The sequence below is a fragment of the Viridibacillus sp. NPDC096237 genome (assembly GCF_050278625.1).
GTDB lineage: Bacteria > Bacillota > Bacilli > Bacillales_A > Planococcaceae > Viridibacillus.
Map to the genome: position 1 here is coordinate 36,595 of NZ_JBNNTI010000001.1, position 16,226 is coordinate 52,820.

Consider the following 16,226-nt stretch of genomic DNA (forward strand, 5'->3'; position numbering starts at 1 on the left):
TGATACTTATATCATATTTCAAAATTATCAATTTAGAAACCGTTTCCATGAATAAAAATTCATAAATTTTGCATATTCATAAATATCACAATATTGAATTATCAGAAAAATAACGCTACTATATTGTAATAGGTCAAATATTACTGGGGGTATTCACAATGGTCACAATTTCAACAGAATCACAGCAAATTGCAACACAGTATATCGATGATGTGTTTAACAATTTGAAAAAACATCACTCACATGAGCCTGAGTTTTTACAAGCTGTTAAAGAAATCATATATTCATTAACTCCTGTTTTTGCTAAACGTCCTGAATTAATGGATGCAAGTCTTTTAGAACGCATTATCGAACCAGAGCGTGTAGTAAAATTCCGTGTTTCTTGGGTAGATGATAGTGGTAAAGTACAAGTTAACCGTGGTTATCGTGTACAATACAACAGTGCTATTGGACCATACAAAGGCGGACTTCGTTTCCATCCATCGGTAAACGAAAGTATTATTAAATTCCTAGGTTTTGAACAAATATTCAAAAATTCCTTAACTGGCCAACCTATTGGGGGTGCAAAAGGTGGTTCAGATTTCGATCCTAAAGGTAAATCAGATGCTGAAATTATGCGCTTCTGTCAAGCTTTCATGACAGAATTACATAAATATATCGGACCAGATGTCGATGTACCCGCTGGGGATATCGGTGTAGGAGCACGTGAAATCGGCTTCCTATTTGGTCAATATAACCGAATTCGCGGTGCTTATGAAGCAGGTGTTATTACTGGTAAAATGCCACGCTTTGGTGGTAGTTTAGCACGTAAAGAAGCAACTGGCTATGGTGCAGTTTATTTCGTTCAAGAAATGCTAAAAGAAATTGACGCTACATTCCAAGATGCAACAGTTGTCGTTTCTGGTTCAGGAAACGTTTCAGTCTATGCGATTGAGAAAGCACAACAGCTAGGTGCGAAAGTAGTTGCATGTAGTGATTCGAATGGCTACATATATGATCAAAATGGTATTAACTTAGATACTGTTAAACAAATAAAAGAAGTTGAGCAAGGACGTATTAAGGAATATGTAGTACGTCACCCTGAAGCTACCTATACTGAAGGTTGCAATGGCATTTGGACCATTCCTTGTGATATTGCGCTTCCATGTGCTACACAAAATGAGATTGATGAAGAATCAGCTAAAATACTCGTTACAAATGGTGTAAAAGCAGTGGGTGAAGGTGCAAATATGCCTTCAACTCTTAAAGCAATTCAAGTCTATTTAGAAAACAAAATCTTATTTGCACCTGCTAAAGCCGCAAATGCAGGCGGTGTTGCCGTATCAGCTCTTGAAATGGCTCAAAATAGCATGCGTATTTTCTGGACTTTTGAAGAAGTTGACGAAAAATTACATGATATTATGAAGTCAATTTATAGCAACAGCGTAGATGCTGCAAAAGAATATGGTTTTGAAGGTAATTTACTAATTGGTGCGAATATCGCTGGTTTCTTAAAAGTAGCAGATGCAATGATTGCTCAAGGTGTTATTTAATTTTACATTTTCAATAGAAAAACTTCCAAACAGTAAATCCGAATGGGTTTACTGCTTTTTAGATGATTATTCGTCTTTTTTACATAAATTTACCTTTTTTATGAAAAAAACTACCATTTTTAAGCTAAACAACTTACAATTATAATAAAACGGAGGCTGAATGTATGGAACTTAAATATCAAGGAAAAACAAAAGATGTGTATCAATTAGAGGAAGGTTCTCTATTATTAAAATTCAAAGATGATGTAACAGGTGAAAACGGCGTGTTTGATCCTGGTGCTAATACTGTTGGCTTAACAATTGATGGTGCAGGTCGTGCAGGTTTAAGCCTAACTACATTCTTTTATAAAAAGTTAAATGCAATTGAAGTCCCTACTCATTTCATTTCTTCTGATATAGAAAATGCAACAATGACTGTAAGACCTGCTACTGTCTTTGGTAAAGGACTTGAAGTTATTTGCCGATTCCGTGCTGTAGGCAGTTTTTTACGTCGCTACGGTGCCTATGTAGAAGAAGGTCAAAAATTAGAGTCTTTCGTTGAAGTTACGATTAAGGATGATGATCGTTTAGATCCACCTATCTCGGCTGATGCATTAGCCGAACTTCAAATTCTTTCTCATGTTGAATATGAAACTTTAAAACAACATACTGTTGAAATTTCAAACTTCATTAAAGCGGAATTAGCTAAAAAAGGTTTAGAACTTTATGATATTAAATTAGAATTTGGTCGCGATGCTGAAACTGGAGAAATTTTATTAATCGACGAAATTTCTGGTGGTAATATGCGCGCTTACAAAGGTTCAGAGTATATTGAACCACTTCAACTTGAAAAAATTATGCTTTCAAAATAAGCAACCTTCAAAGCTAGCCAATTTTGGCTAGCTTTTTTAATTGGTAAATAAACTATTTATAGGGAATTATTTTACTTTACTAAATATTTTCAATATAATGGAGATAATTCGAGACTCGTAAGTTTAAAGGAGAGATTAGTAATGAAAAAAAGTTTTGCACCACGTAATTTAATACCTGTTGAACAAACTTGGGATTTATCCCCTCTTATGGATTCAATCGAGACATATAACGCTGGAGTTGCTCAAGTTGAAGAAGATGCACTTTTATTTAATCAAAAATACACTGGTAATATTATAGATGCTAAATCTGTCGTACAAGTATTGACGGACTATGAGAAATTATATGAAAAGCTCGTACCTTTTGGAGCCTACGCTAGCCTTTCATTGGAGGTAGATCAAACGAACGATGAGGCTCAGATTCGAGCAAGTAAATTGGGATCAATATCTGCAAAAATAGGCAGTCAATTATCATTTGTAGATAGTGATATTTCTACGCTTTCTACTGAAATTTTAGAAGAAGCTGCTACTATTGCTCCGCAATTTGACAACTATATTCATCAAATAATCAAGAAAAAGGCACATCAATTGCACCCTGAAGTTGAAAAAACACTAGCAGCACTTAGTTCCTCTTTAGATGCTCCATACGAGCTATATAATACTACAAAGCTTGTTGATATGAAATTTGACAACTTTACTGCAAATGGAGAATCGTTCCCTTTAAATTACAGCTTATTCGAGGGTGACTGGGAATTAGAAACTGAAGTAAACATCCGTCGTGCAGCATTTAAAGCTTTTTCAAACAAACTCCGCGAATACCAACATACAACGGCTAAAACATATAACACACATATTACGACTGAAAAAACACTGTCTGATTTGCGCGGCTATGAATCTGTTACAGATTATTTACTATTTGATCAAGAGGTCGACCGTACATTATATAACCGACAAATCGATTTAATTACTACAGAATTAGCACCACATATGCGACGCTATGCAAAGCTGTTACAAAAAGTTCATGGCTTAGACAAAATGACATTCGCAGATTTAAAAGTTCCATTAGACCCTGAATTTGAGCCTATGATTACGGTGGAAGAATCAAAGAATTATATGGAAAATGCGCTTCAAATAATGGGCGATGAATATATGGATATGATTAGAAAATCATATAGTGAACGATGGATTGATTTTGCACAAAACGAAGGAAAATCTACAGGTGCATTTTGTTCAAGTCCTTACGGATTCCATCCTTATATTTTAATCTCTTGGACTAGCCGTATGAATGAAGTATTTGTCTTAGCGCATGAGCTTGGACATGCAGGGCACTTTGTCAATGCATATAAGAAGCAATCGTTATTTAACAGTCGACCTTCAACTTATTTCATAGAGGCCCCTTCTACTATGAATGAAATGTTAATGGCTAATTACTTATTAAAAACAGCTGAGGATGCTCGCTTTAAACGCTGGGTTATTGCAGCAATTATTTCTCGTACTTATTACCATAATTTCGTTACTCATTTATTAGAAGCTGCATATCAACGTAAAGTGTATGATAAAGTTGATGCTGGTGAGAGCGTAAATGCTAATGTATTAAATCAATTAAAACGTACAGTATTGGAAGATTTCTGGGGTGATGCAGTTGAGATTACTGAAGGTGCAGAACTCACTTGGATGCGACAACCTCACTATTACATGGGCTTATATCCATACACCTATAGCGCAGGATTAACGATTTCTACAGAAGTATCACAACGCATTTTAAATGAAGGTCAACCTGCTGTTGATGATTGGTTGAAAGTATTACAAGCAGGTGGCACTAAAACGCCTGTAGAGCTTGCTCAAATGGCAGGAGTTGATATTACGACTGATGAACCACTTCTTAATACAATTGCATTTATCGGCGATTTAATTGACCAATTAGAAAAACTAACAGACGAAATAGAAGCCTAATTTTCTCATACCAAATGGACCTTCCGATTGACAATCAGTAGGTCCATTTTCTTATCTATGTTTAAAGCCTTTTTACTTCTTTCCCGCAGCTTGGTACCTTTTTTGTTTAAAATCTCTAAATCATTAATTTAGTATAATATATCCCCATTCTCTATTGTTTAAAGAAAATGGTGTACTATCCCATACATTGATTTTGGTATCTATACCACTTACTCTTTTCACATGCTTTTAATTGTACACATCAGTTTATCTAACTAAAAATCATATGATATATATTAAGCGTTTAAAATGGATTAAAAATACCCAGGTTTTACTCCTACAAAAAAACAATAAAGGTGATGGATTATTTTTCAAAAGAGAACCAGAGAGTTATTTTAGAACTCGGAATTACAGGTAGTTAATCATAAAATCTCATGTTGTTCATATGTAATAGATTTTTTTGAAAATTGATAATTAACTAAAAAAAATGCGACTTCATAACAATTGCCATAAAGTCACATTTTCTATATCAAATAATATATAAAAACAAGAAAAAAATAATATCCTCATCCTTTATTTGAGATTACACTAATCATCCAATTGTATAAAATAAAATATTTCTTTCCACCACTTGTTCAAATCCTATATGAATCGCTAAAACTCATCTTTATGTAGATTTGATGTTGTTATCAATGTTTATTGCTTGACCATTTTCGGATAAACATAGAGGTTGATATATTCAACTATATGATAGTTATTTAGCATAATGACGTATTTGACGACCTTTAATCCAGAAGCCTAGTATGACCAATAAAATCATACTAATTGTAGGAATGGCAAATGCCATTTGAGGAAATGTTTGTTCAACGAATCGTTCCCCGTATTTGTCAGCTACTATCATATGCCCTGCTGTATAAGCAATCATTAATGCACCAATCCAAATAAGAATCGGGAATTTTTCCATTAAATTAATGATCAATTGACTACCAAATACAATTAGCGGAATACTTACTGCAAGTCCAAATATAATCAATCCCATATGACCGTCTGCAACACCAGCAACTGCTAATACATTATCTAAACTCATTACAAAGTCTGCGATGATAATCGTGCGAATAGCTGTAAATAGTGAGCTACCACTTTTCAAATCAGGATTTTCGCCGTCAGATTTTAACAAATCCAGTGCAATATAGAATAATAAGAAACCACCTACTAATTTAACTAATGGGATTTGTAATAACCACACAGCTACGAAAGTAAGTACTACTCGTAAAATAATGGCTCCTGCAGTACCAATTAGGATTGCTTTTTTTCGTTGTCTTTTTGGTAAATTACGACATGCTAGTGCAATGACTACTGCATTATCACCACTTAAAACAATGTCTAGTAAAATAATGGATAAGATTTTTGTTATAAAAGCTGCATCCATTTGTTCTCCTTCTTTCTATTTAGATATCGTTAACTATTCTACTCCTTTATAAATAAATGGAAAGTAAAAAACTCGGACAGACTCTATCTTATGTAAAAATGGTAATAATTATGTTTTGATGCACAAAAAAGCGAGCAAAATCATAACTTTGCTCGCTTTTAAATGCTGCTTTTCTTTAGAATTTGAAATTATTACTTTTTTGATATCCCCTTTTCTGGTGCGTGTTCTGTAATCCAATCACTGTAGCTACCTGTGTACAGTTGTACATTTGAATACCCGTCTTCTTTTAAAATGGCGTATAATGGCGATGCCGTTACACCACTACCACAATAAACAACTATCTGATCATCTTGTCGTACTACATCATGCAACTTCGGATTCGTTGTTAAAACGCCATTTTCTTTTAATTGCTCCCAGTCAAAATTACGAGCACCTGGAATATGACCAGCAACTTTATCCATCGGCTCGATTTCTCCTAAATAACGTGCCTCTGCTCTTGCATCAAGTAGTACCTTTTTTACTTTCCCATCAACGATTTCTTTAACCGCTGTACGATTGACATATAAATCATCTTGCCATTGCGGTTCAAGTTTAGTGGATGTTACTACTTCTTCTCCTGATTGAACAGCCATACCTACTGCTTTAATTGCAGTGTAACCTTCTTTTACTACTTTAGCATTTGTAAAACCACCATATTGAAGCATCCACCATGCACGTGTAGCGAAGGGTGAAGCCCCCTGATCGTAGACAACGATTGTTTTATCCGTATCGTATTGTAAACCGCTTCGTTCAAATAACGCCTGTAATTGTTCCTTATTAGGCATAGGATGTCGACCTTCGTTTTTAGTCATATCTGAAATGTCTTTTTCTAAATCCCAGTAAACTGCTCCTTTAATATGTTCATGATTATATAAGCTTCGACCTTCTTCCGGATTCTGAAGATTAAATCGCGCATCAATCCAGATAGAATTGTTCACATCAATATCTTTAATCGAAATAAATACGTTCCCCATTACTTCACAACTCCCTCAAATAGTGATGCGTAGATTTTTTTCCATTCAGCAAGTTTGCTTACTTCTTGTAAAAGCTCACGTTCTGTTGCGATTTGCTCTGTTGCTTGAGTACTTAGATGATGGCGTAAACTCTCGGCTTCAGTAGATATAAGCGTATCAGACCAATTGTTTAAACGTTTTGTTTCTGTGTTCAAATATTGTTGTGCGTCTGGTTTTGTTAATTGTTCTAATGCCTCTCTTAATTTCAAGCGATCGCCTTTTTCAAAAAATGCTTTGTTATTTTTAAAATGAGATTTAACTGATTCATAAGGTCCTGTTTGTTCAAATGGACCTGTAAATTCAAGTATTGCTGGCTCTTCTGCTTCAAATGGCGTAAATGAAAAACTCTCATTAACATCTTTTAACCTTCTTACATCTTCAATATAACGCTCAGTCACTTTTTTATGGATAAATTTTGCAATACGGAAGTTTGTTACACGCATTTCTTGTTCTAAATCAAAGCTTAAGCTTTGTAATAATTCTTTTAATGCCAATTGTAATGCAGTTGATGCTGATTTCCCTGCAAATGTCGCTGGATTATAGGCTTCATTATAAAAATCTGCAAAGCGATAGTAAACTCGTTGTAATACATAATACATAAGCTCTGATAATTCTTGCTCGACATCTTTTTTTATAACAGCTGCACCTGATTTTTCAAAACGAGTATGAACAAATTGCTCCAGCTTAGTCAGTTCAGCAATGCGTTCGTCTTTGCGCTTCATATTGTCTTCAGTTTGCTTAATAAGTGACTCAAGACGTTTTTGTGTTTTCTCTGTTTCTTCTACTAAAGCTTGGACTGCTAGCGCACTCAGCTCTTCAGTTAAGAAATGATGGAATGCTTCTTCAAACAGTTGCATTCCTGATTCTAATTCATTCTTTTCTACTTTTTCTTTTAATGCAAGTAAGCTAGATACACCAAATAATCGTGGTTTACGAATACCGAAACGTTGTAACTCTTGCTGTACATAAGTTTTAACGTCTTCCTCTTCTTCCTTATTCGCTGCAAGGTCGATTGCATTCACTATAAAGAACATCTTATCCAGTTCAAAGGCGTCTTTTACTCGTCCTAATTGTATTAGGAATTCACGGTCCGCTCTAGCAAATGCATGATTATAATACGTAATGAACAGAATCGCATCTGCATTTCTAATATAGTCAAAGGCAACTCCAGTATGACGAGCATTGATTGAATCTGCCCCTGGTGTATCTACTAATGTGACTCCCATTCTCGTTAATTCACAATCAAAATAAAAATCAATGGAGTCAACAAAACAGCTACGTTTTTCCTCTGCAACAAATTTTTCGAAGTCGTCTCGATTTGTGCGTAATGTCGTTCCTAACTGGTCTTTAAATTCCTCATACCCTTGTGCAAAAGCACGGATAAAAGATTTATGGACATGCAACCTTTCGTCTACCAACTCCATTTGTAATCCCTCAACTGTTTTATTGAAGGCTTCTTCTAAAGAAGTGATATTCATCCCAATCGCTTCATATGACGAAATGATATCAGTTTGTAATTGTTCAGCTGTCTTTAATCGCACATCAGCTGTTTCATGCGGATGTTCTGGTGAAACAGGTCGAATTTTATTAATTGCTGCTGTCGTTGGATTTGGCGACACAGGTAGAACTCTTTGACCCATTAACGCATTAGAAAAAGATGATTTGCCTGCACTAAATGCACCAAATAATGCAATTGTAAAATCTTTTTTGTTAAGTCGCTCTACTTTATTTTTTAGATAATTTGATACTTCTTTAAATCCTTGGACATTTGACACAGCATTTGCTGTATACAATGCCTGCTTCACTGCAGTGCTAGTTTGAATAGTCTCGACATTACCAGCATCATCAGTTGGTATTTCCTCTATTATAGTTTCCTCTTCTTGTTGTAGCATCGCAGGATCGAATAAGCGAATTTGAGCAAAAGCTTCTTCATGCTCTTTTGTCCACATTGTAACGAAATTATCTGCATCCTTATTTAATACTGTTGTAGCAGCTGCAGCCTTTTTCACATAAAACTGTTCCTGTTCTTCAACATGTTCAATTTCTTTAATAACTGTAACTTTTTCAGAAAGTACCTCTTGTTTTTTCTTCAATGGTTCAACAGACCCAAAAGATAATTGCTCGACAAAAGTTGCTTTGTCATCCTTCCATTCATCAGTTGTTCTTATAAACCAACGCTTTGAAGCTTCCGATACTCGGTTAGCAAAATTCAACAATGCATCGCCAGTTGTTAAAGCATCTTTTTTCACTTGGTCTTGTATTGTTTCAAAAGGTATATTGAATTCGATCGTATCAATTTCAAGAGATAAATCATCAGTTAGTGCACCAACATCTTTTAATGAGTTTTTCATCATTGTCAGCATATGACCTGAAATTTGAGAAGTAATAATTGACTGATATAGTTTGTATAGCTCTTCTCTACGTAATTCTTTTTCTGCGACAGTCTTCTTGGCAGAGAAGAACATTCCTACTTTAAAGTCTTCTTGGCAACTTTCTAAGTAGAGTTTCAGCTTATCACGTAGCTCATAAGGCATAATACCAGCATTTGCGAGTAACTCTTCACGTTGCTGTTCAAAAGATTTCTTCCATTTTTCAACAGAGTAGAGCTCTAATTGACGTTGAATATTGGCGTATTGGTCTTTTAACTCTTGGCGATTTTCCCACTCTACAAACGACATAATTTCTTCATTTGTATCGAAAATTTCTTGCTTTGTCGTTTGTAAATAGTCTTCATGCTCTTTGTTCAATTGTTGTAATGTCTTTTTAGCTGTCTCTACTAACTGGTCTTGCCAACCATCCATACTGCTCATGACAATTTCCTTCACTGTCTTGAAATCATTATGTGGATGCTCAAGTTCACGTAGAGATGTAAAGAAGATACCTTTGGGAACAACTCCCCAATTTGCAAAAGAAGTATGAACAGACTGCTCAAATTCAGTAAAATCAAGCTCATTGTCTTTATGTTTATCAATTTGATTGACGATTAGGTAAACATTTGGATTGAATTTCATTAATTGTTTTGTAAATTGGAAATTTAATTCAGATTGCACATGATTATAGTCCATAACGTAAAACACGATATCTGCTAAATGCAGGGCTGATTCGGTTGACATACGGTGCGCATCATCCGTCGAATCCACTCCAGGTGTATCCATGACTGTTACTCCATCAGGAAGCACAGATTTTGAATGGCCAATTTCGATTTGCGATACAAGCGCTCCATTTTTAGCGAATGCTTTAACTGTTTTAATATCATAGTCACCTGCAAATTTCACTGGATCTTGTCCTGTTAAATAGGCAATTGCGTAATCACTTTCAGATTTATATACTTTAACAACATTCGCACTTGTTGGTATCGGACTAGAAGGTAATAGCTGTTCACCCGTTAATGCGTTAATCATGCTCGATTTACCTGCAGAAAAATGTCCAGCAAATCCAATCATATATTCCTTATTTAATAGTTTTTTTGCAAAAAGTATCGTTTTTTGTAGACGTTCTTCATCTTCGTTTTCTTTGTAAATTAAATATTGCATAGCTGTTTGCTTTAATAATTGTTGAAGCTGCTGTTCAAATACTGTCATGAAAGGCTTTAACTCCTTTTATATGTAATAAACTCATTCTAACATGTAGAAAGAAAACGACAAACAAAAAAATCCTCCCGATTCCAGGAGGATTTTGTCATTATTTTAAATGTGCGGTTGTTTGAGTGAAAACATATTTACTAACTGCTCCGTAAACCAATAATGTAGCTCCAATAAATGCAAATATCACTTTGACCGCTCCCTTTTATGTGTTCATTAAGTATATGCAATGAATATGAAAATCATTCTCATCTACCTCAATGATAATGAAAATCATCCTCTTCGTCAAGTAATAATTTAATTTTTTAAACACACATGTTATTATAGAAATAAAGTCACATAACAGGAGTGTTTAAATGAGTACTTCTATTCAAATACAAGCCGTCTTAAACGGTACTATTAACGCACTAAAATCAGTTATCCCTTACGAAATTCAAGTATCATCCCCGACTATAACATCAGATCCTTATGAACAAAATGAGATCGGCGTGCTAATTGGTATGGTTGGTGATTTAAAAGGGCGAATTATTATAGATTCAACACCTGATACATTTAGTGCAATTGGCGCAGGGATGTATGGCATGACATTAGACGGCGCCATGTTAGAATCTTTTACAGGAGAATTTGGCAATATGATTGCTGGTAATTTATGTACTTTTGCCGCCGAAAAAGAATTGGATTTAGATATTACACCTCCTACTGTTATGGTTGGGCAAACAAAATTATACGGTTTTCAACACGCTTTTAAACTGCCAGTCACAATCGATAACATCGGCAAACTAACCATCCTATTGACTATAGATATAAATGAATAATATTTGAGTGTCTTGTTCAACAATTTGAGCTAGACACTTTTTTATTGCCTTGGCATCTAGCTCTTCTATTTATCTATATTTCTACAATATTCTACGCCTTTTCACACTTCATTCACATTTCGCATGATTTAGTGTGATATTTGTTACATCCGGGAAAAGTTGAGTTTTATATGATGTTTACAAGACTTAGAAAAAAGAATTTAAGTGTTTGTCTATTTATTTGATAAGGGAGGATTCAATATGGCTAACAAAAATCATTCCGACAGCGACTTAAAAGGAACATTTTACTTAGTTATGGCATTAGGCAGCTTTATAGTTGTTGTTTGGGGACTTTGTTTCGGACTATTTCTTGATCGTTTTTAAACTGAAAGAAGGAAGTGAAAACTATGCATCTTCATAAATACGAAAAATACTGGCTTTCATTCGGTGTTGGCTCGCTTATAGTGTTCTTATTAATTACTGGTATCATGGCCTTTCATAATGGTAGCCACCCACCAAGCGCAAAAAAAACAATTAATCACGAAAAAGTAGATGAACTCTCTCCATTCAATAAACCAGGAGTTCATAAAGTGGAGGGGAAAGATTGGGATTACGAAGTAGTTGTTGTAGCTTCGGCATTCTACTATGATCCACCCGTTTTAGAAGTACCTGAAGGCGCTAAAGTAAAGTTCATTGCAACTTCTAAGGATGTTGTGCATGGATTCGAGGTTGCTGGTACGAATATCAACATGATGTTAGAGCCTGGCTACATTTCAGAATATATCACAACAGTAGACAAAGTTGGCGAATATCTAATCGTTTGTAATGAGTATTGTGGTGTTGGTCATGCTCAAATGCATTCTATGCTTAAGGTGGTGGAAGCTAAATGAGTCAAGCAATAGCAAATAAATCAAAAGCAGATGTAAATAAACAAAATATTGTTGGTAAGGTTTCCAATAAAGTTGAAGATTTAATGCAAGTTGATCGTAAAGATTCAAAATTAGCAATGGCACATATTTATGTTGCGATGATTGCACTTTTATTAGGTGGGACAGCAGGTCTTTTACAAGTACTTGTTCGTTCTGGAGAATTTAAATTGCTTTGGGGCATTGGCTATTACCAAGTACTAACTGTCCATGGTGTTTTATTAGGCTTAATACTAACAACATTCTTCATTTATGGATTCCAAATTGCTTCAGTTAGTCGTACTTCAGGCACATTATCAGCCAAACAACGCTTACTTTGCTGGATCGGCTTCTGGACTATGACTGCTGGTACTGCAATGTCAGCAACTATGGTGTTATTAAATGAAGCATCCGTTCTTTATACATTCTATGCACCACTGCAAGCGCACTGGATTTTCTATTTAGGGTTAACATTAGTAGTTGTAGGTTCATGGATTGGTGGTTTAGGTCAAGCGTTACGCTGGATACAATGGCGAAAAGAAAACAAAGGTCAAACTTCTCCATTACTATCATTTATGGTCGTTTGTAACAATCTAATGTGGTTCGTAGCAACAATTGGAGTAGCTTCAGAAGTATTATTCCAACTACTTCCGTGGTCATTAGGTTTAGTTGAACGTGTTGATATATTATTATCTCGTACGCTATTCTGGTCATTTGGTCACGCGCTCGTTTACTTCTGGTTATTGCCAGCCTATATGATTTGGTATGTTGTTATTCCTAAAGTAATAGGCGGTAAAATTTTCTCTGATGCTTTATCTCGTTTATCGTTTATCATGTTCGTCCTCTTCTCAGTTCCAGTAGGTCTTCATCACCAATTAACTGAACCTGGTGTAGATGGATCTTGGAAGTTTTTACAAGTGATTTTAACTATGATGGTTGTAATACCTTCATTATTAACTGCTTTCTCTTTATTCGCAACATTTGAAGCACGCGGAAGAGAATTAGGTGGTAAAGGAGTATTCGGTTGGTTAAAACAACTACCTTGGGGAGATGCACGATTCTTCGTACCGTTCCTTGGTATGATAGTCTTCATCCCTGGTGGCGCTGGCGGTATTGTCAATGCTTCTTACCAAATGAACCAATTGATTCATAACACTATTTGGGTAACGGGTCACTTCCATTTAACTGTTGCAACAACAGTTGTTTTAACATTCTTCGGTGCTTGTTATTGGTTAGTACCTCACTTAACTGGTCGTACATTTACTAAAGAATTGAATAAGTTAGGTATTATTCAAGCAATCGTTTGGGTAATTGGTATGGGAATCATGTCAAGTGCAATGCACGTAGCTGGTTTACTTGGCGCACCACGCCGCTCTTCATTCTCTGATTACGGCGGAGCTGAAATTGCTAACACTTGGATATCTTATCAAATCGCACAAGCTGTTGGTGGTACCCTTCTATTCATCGGTATTCTGTTATTCCTTTATATTTTCGTGAAACTTTGCTGGTTCGCACCAAAAGGTCAAGAAGAATTCCCAATTGGAGAAGTTACACCAAACGCAGAAAAAACACCTGCAATTTTAGAAAATTTCAAACTTTGGATCGTTATTCTTGTTGCACTAGTGTTAATCGCATATTCGTACCCAATCATTGATATTATTAATAATGCTCCTTTGGGTTCTAAAGGTTATAAACTTTGGTAAATATGAAACGCTAAAAATCTCTTAAACTAAAAAGATCAACCCCGAACATTGGACCGTTATCAGTCCTATATTCGGGTTTTTATTATTCTATTATACATTCAATTTGGATTTAAGTTGATATTAAAAGCATATCAAAAAAACTAGCTTGATATTGCCTTATACTGATACAAACATTAAGTGTTTGTATACCCTTTTCTAGGTAATCTTTTAATTTAATTTTCCACCTCAAATCATAATGAATGACCTGCTTGAATTAGCACAGCACACATATCATCAGGTTGGTCTAATTGTAAATCTTGTGGCATCACAATATCAATAGGTTCCATCGCTTCGCAATCCACCCATTGTTCTGAAATGGCTTCTTTTATTATTTCCAACCCTTCAATATCTTCATTATCAAGAGTTTCCATCACACCATCCGTAAAGATTAAAAGTTGAATTCTCTTCTTATAATGAACAATAGCTTTACTTATTTTCATTTCACTAAAAAAACCAACCGGACAAGATCCTTTAGAAAGAGATACTACTTTGTCATCATCGACATAGGCAAATCCAGGTGGATGACCTGCATTGACATACTCTACAGTTTTTTCATACGTATCGATAATCATATAAATAGCTGTAAAATAATAATGTACAGGATTTTCTTTTTTATTTAAAATATTCATCCACCTATTTAACTCGATGATGATTGCTTCGGGTTCGCTATTCTTCCAAATAGCATCGCGCAGTACAGAAGAAATATACATACATACAAGTGAAGCCGATATTCCGTGTCCCATCATATCTAAAATAATTACTCCATATCTATTTTCATCTATACGTTGCCAATAATACATATCACCCGCAAGTTTATTTGCAGGCAGGTAAGAGGCTTTTATCATTAGCTGTTTATTGAAGATAGGTTCACTCAATAAACTGCTCTGTACTTGCATCGATAACTCCAATTCATCTCTGAGCTTTTTATCCTGTTCCTTGTGCCAATCCTTTTCATATTTTAAACGAAGCCCTACTCGAATTCTAGCAAGTAAATCTATTTTATTGATGGGCTTCATAATGTAATCTATTCCACCTACTCCAAGTGCCTCCGCTACTTTATTTGAGTCTTCCAATGCCGTCACAAAAATAACTGGGATATCCTTCAAGTGTGGAATGTTCTGCAACCGTCTACAAGCTTCAATACCATCCATTTCCGGCATCATAATATCTAGGAGTATAATGTCTACATTAATTTCTTTTGGATGTTCTTGTTCGGCACCTAAATAGGCAAACATTTCATGGGCTGAGGAAAGTGAATGGAAATCATTATACCCTGCGCGTTTTAATATATTTTCAACTAAGAAAAGGTTTACTTGGTTATCATCTACGATTAAAATCGTCATTCTTTTTCGTCCCCTTTAGCTTATGAATCCTACTCCGCCCATAAGTATTTAAAAATTCATGATAAATATTAATCTAAATCTTATTTTTGGTTGGGTTTTGTTTACCTAGGATTAATTGTTTAATTTATATTATCCCTTACCCTTTATATAGCTCCGCTAAACATTTTCCTCAAAAAACAAGGGCCGCTTCTGCGACCCTTTGTTGTTATAACTTCCGATATATATTCTCTTGGCTTACTAACTCCTCATATTTTTCTGAAAAAACAGATGAACGTAATGTTTCTTTACTACCAATTCCGATAAACCCATCGTGACAGAGGCTATCATAAAACAGCTGATTAACACTATTTTGCAGTTCACCTGTAAAGTAAATCATAACATTTCGGCAAATAATCACATGAAATTCATTAAATGAGCCATCAGTAACTAAATTGTGTTGAAAAAACACAATATTTTTTAATAAAGTTAAATCTAAGTAGGCATTTTGGTAATCAGTGGAATAATACTCTGAAAATTCTTGTTTACCACCTGCAGCCATATAATTTTTTGTATATGATTGCATCTGATTTAATTGCAAAATACCTTCTTTTGCTTGTGATATTACTTTTTCATTTATGTCTGTTGCATATATTTTCGTCCGATCGTAAAGCCCTTCCTCTTTTAGTAATATGGCAGTCGAAAACACTTCTTCACCAGTTGAACAACCAGCATGCCAAATACGTATTTCAGGCATTTCTTTAAGAAGTGGCACAATTTTTAATCGGAAAGCATTAAAAAATTCAGGATCACGAAACATTTCAGTAACATGTATAGAAAAATCATCAATTAGCTTTTCAACAAACCCTTTTTCATATAAAACCTTTTCTATCAAAGAGCTAATTTTCTCCATTTTCTCTTGTCTCATTCGATTCATAATTCTTCTTTTAATCGAAGAACGCATATACTTTTGAAAGTCAAAACCTGAAACACTATAAACAGCTTGAAGTAACAAATCAATCTCAATATTCTCTTTTTCTTCATTAGTTAATAAGTCTTTCACAATAATTCCTTTCTTGCCTGCTCGATTAT

The 16,226-nt window shown here is 34.9% G+C and carries 12 protein-coding genes; 7 read left to right on the forward strand and 5 right to left on the reverse strand.

The window, feature by feature from the left end; genetic code table 11:
• Positions 1–158: 158 nt before the first annotated feature.
• From gdhA to pepF, 3 genes are all read left to right on the forward strand, one after another.
• Positions 159–1,532, forward strand: a complete 1,374-nt coding sequence (gene gdhA / locus ACQKMD_RS00200) for an NADP-specific glutamate dehydrogenase (protein WP_427748459.1) — start codon at positions 159–161, stop codon at positions 1,530–1,532.
• 164 nt (positions 1,533–1,696) lie between these two features.
• Positions 1,697–2,383, forward strand: coding sequence for a phosphoribosylaminoimidazolesuccinocarboxamide synthase (locus tag ACQKMD_RS00205; protein WP_427748460.1), 687 nt, complete (start codon positions 1,697–1,699; stop codon positions 2,381–2,383).
• Between the two features lie 141 nt (positions 2,384–2,524).
• Complete coding sequence (pepF, locus tag ACQKMD_RS00210; RefSeq protein WP_427748461.1) at positions 2,525–4,333, forward strand: oligoendopeptidase F; 1,809 nt, start codon at positions 2,525–2,527, stop codon at positions 4,331–4,333.
• A 733-nt stretch (positions 4,334–5,066) separates the two neighbouring features.
• Here the strand turns inward: pepF and ACQKMD_RS00215 are convergent.
• The 3 genes from ACQKMD_RS00215 to ACQKMD_RS00225 form a co-directional block, all read right to left on the reverse strand.
• Positions 5,067–5,741 (reverse strand): TerC family protein, encoded by a 675-nt coding sequence (locus ACQKMD_RS00215; RefSeq protein WP_427748462.1) that lies wholly within the window; start codon positions 5,739–5,741, stop codon positions 5,067–5,069.
• 191 nt (positions 5,742–5,932) lie between these two features.
• The gene (locus ACQKMD_RS00220) at positions 5,933–6,754 is read right to left on the reverse strand and encodes a sulfurtransferase (RefSeq protein ID WP_427748463.1); all 822 of its coding nucleotides are present in this window, start codon (positions 6,752–6,754) and stop codon (positions 5,933–5,935) included.
• Positions 6,754–10,374, reverse strand: coding sequence for a dynamin family protein (locus ACQKMD_RS00225; protein ID WP_427748464.1), 3,621 nt, complete (start codon positions 10,372–10,374; stop codon positions 6,754–6,756). The genes ACQKMD_RS00220 and ACQKMD_RS00225 overlap by 1 nt, the downstream gene beginning before the upstream one ends.
• Before the next feature lie 356 nt (positions 10,375–10,730).
• Between ACQKMD_RS00225 and ACQKMD_RS00230 the strand changes: the two genes are divergently transcribed.
• The 4 genes from ACQKMD_RS00230 to ACQKMD_RS00245 all read left to right on the forward strand — a co-directional run bounded on the left by ACQKMD_RS00230 (position 10,731) and on the right by ACQKMD_RS00245 (position 13,776).
• On the forward strand, positions 10,731–11,189 hold the full coding sequence (locus ACQKMD_RS00230; protein WP_427748465.1) for a chemotaxis protein CheX: 459 nt from the start codon (positions 10,731–10,733) through the stop codon (positions 11,187–11,189).
• A gap of 240 nt (positions 11,190–11,429) precedes the next feature.
• Positions 11,430–11,552: a hypothetical protein gene (locus tag ACQKMD_RS00235; protein ID WP_427748466.1), complete on the forward strand. Its 123-nt coding sequence runs from the start codon at positions 11,430–11,432 to the stop codon at positions 11,550–11,552.
• 23 nt (positions 11,553–11,575) lie between these two features.
• The gene (locus ACQKMD_RS00240) at positions 11,576–12,058 is read left to right on the forward strand and encodes a cytochrome c oxidase subunit II (protein WP_427748467.1); all 483 of its coding nucleotides are present in this window, start codon (positions 11,576–11,578) and stop codon (positions 12,056–12,058) included.
• A gap of 83 nt (positions 12,059–12,141) precedes the next feature.
• Positions 12,142–13,776, forward strand: a complete 1,635-nt coding sequence (locus tag ACQKMD_RS00245) for a b(o/a)3-type cytochrome-c oxidase subunit 1 (RefSeq protein WP_427749279.1) — start codon at positions 12,142–12,144, stop codon at positions 13,774–13,776.
• A 230-nt stretch (positions 13,777–14,006) separates the two neighbouring features.
• On the opposite strand, the gene ACQKMD_RS00250 is transcribed toward ACQKMD_RS00245, so the two are convergent.
• Positions 14,007–15,158: a SpoIIE family protein phosphatase gene (locus tag ACQKMD_RS00250; protein WP_427748468.1), complete on the reverse strand. Its 1,152-nt coding sequence runs from the start codon at positions 15,156–15,158 to the stop codon at positions 14,007–14,009.
• Between the two features lie 205 nt (positions 15,159–15,363).
• Positions 15,364–16,200 carry a CheR family methyltransferase gene (locus ACQKMD_RS00255; RefSeq protein WP_427749281.1) on the reverse strand — a complete coding sequence of 279 codons (837 nt, stop codon included), beginning with the start codon at positions 16,198–16,200 and terminating at the stop codon, positions 15,364–15,366.
• Positions 16,201–16,226: the final 26 nt, after the last annotated feature.

What these genes read in the sequence shown, in the direction of transcription:
- gdhA (WP_427748459.1), top strand. Translation starts at nt 159, where the DNA reads ATGGTCACAATTTCAACAGAATCACAGCAAATTGCAACACAGTATATC.
- ACQKMD_RS00205 (WP_427748460.1), top strand. Translation starts at nt 1,697, where the DNA reads ATGGAACTTAAATATCAAGGAAAAACAAAAGATGTGTATCAATTAGAG.
- pepF (WP_427748461.1), top strand. Translation starts at nt 2,525, where the DNA reads ATGAAAAAAAGTTTTGCACCACGTAATTTAATACCTGTTGAACAAACT.
- ACQKMD_RS00215 (WP_427748462.1), bottom strand. Translation starts at nt 5,741, where the DNA reads ATGGATGCAGCTTTTATAACAAAAATCTTATCCATTATTTTACTAGAC.
- ACQKMD_RS00220 (WP_427748463.1), bottom strand. Translation starts at nt 6,754, where the DNA reads ATGGGGAACGTATTTATTTCGATTAAAGATATTGATGTGAACAATTCT.
- ACQKMD_RS00225 (WP_427748464.1), bottom strand. Translation starts at nt 10,374, where the DNA reads ATGACAGTATTTGAACAGCAGCTTCAACAATTATTAAAGCAAACAGCT.
- ACQKMD_RS00230 (WP_427748465.1), top strand. Translation starts at nt 10,731, where the DNA reads ATGAGTACTTCTATTCAAATACAAGCCGTCTTAAACGGTACTATTAAC.
- ACQKMD_RS00235 (WP_427748466.1), top strand. Translation starts at nt 11,430, where the DNA reads ATGGCTAACAAAAATCATTCCGACAGCGACTTAAAAGGAACATTTTAC.
- ACQKMD_RS00240 (WP_427748467.1), top strand. Translation starts at nt 11,576, where the DNA reads ATGCATCTTCATAAATACGAAAAATACTGGCTTTCATTCGGTGTTGGC.
- ACQKMD_RS00245 (WP_427749279.1), top strand. Translation starts at nt 12,142, where the DNA reads ATGCAAGTTGATCGTAAAGATTCAAAATTAGCAATGGCACATATTTAT.
- ACQKMD_RS00250 (WP_427748468.1), bottom strand. Translation starts at nt 15,158, where the DNA reads ATGACGATTTTAATCGTAGATGATAACCAAGTAAACCTTTTCTTAGTT.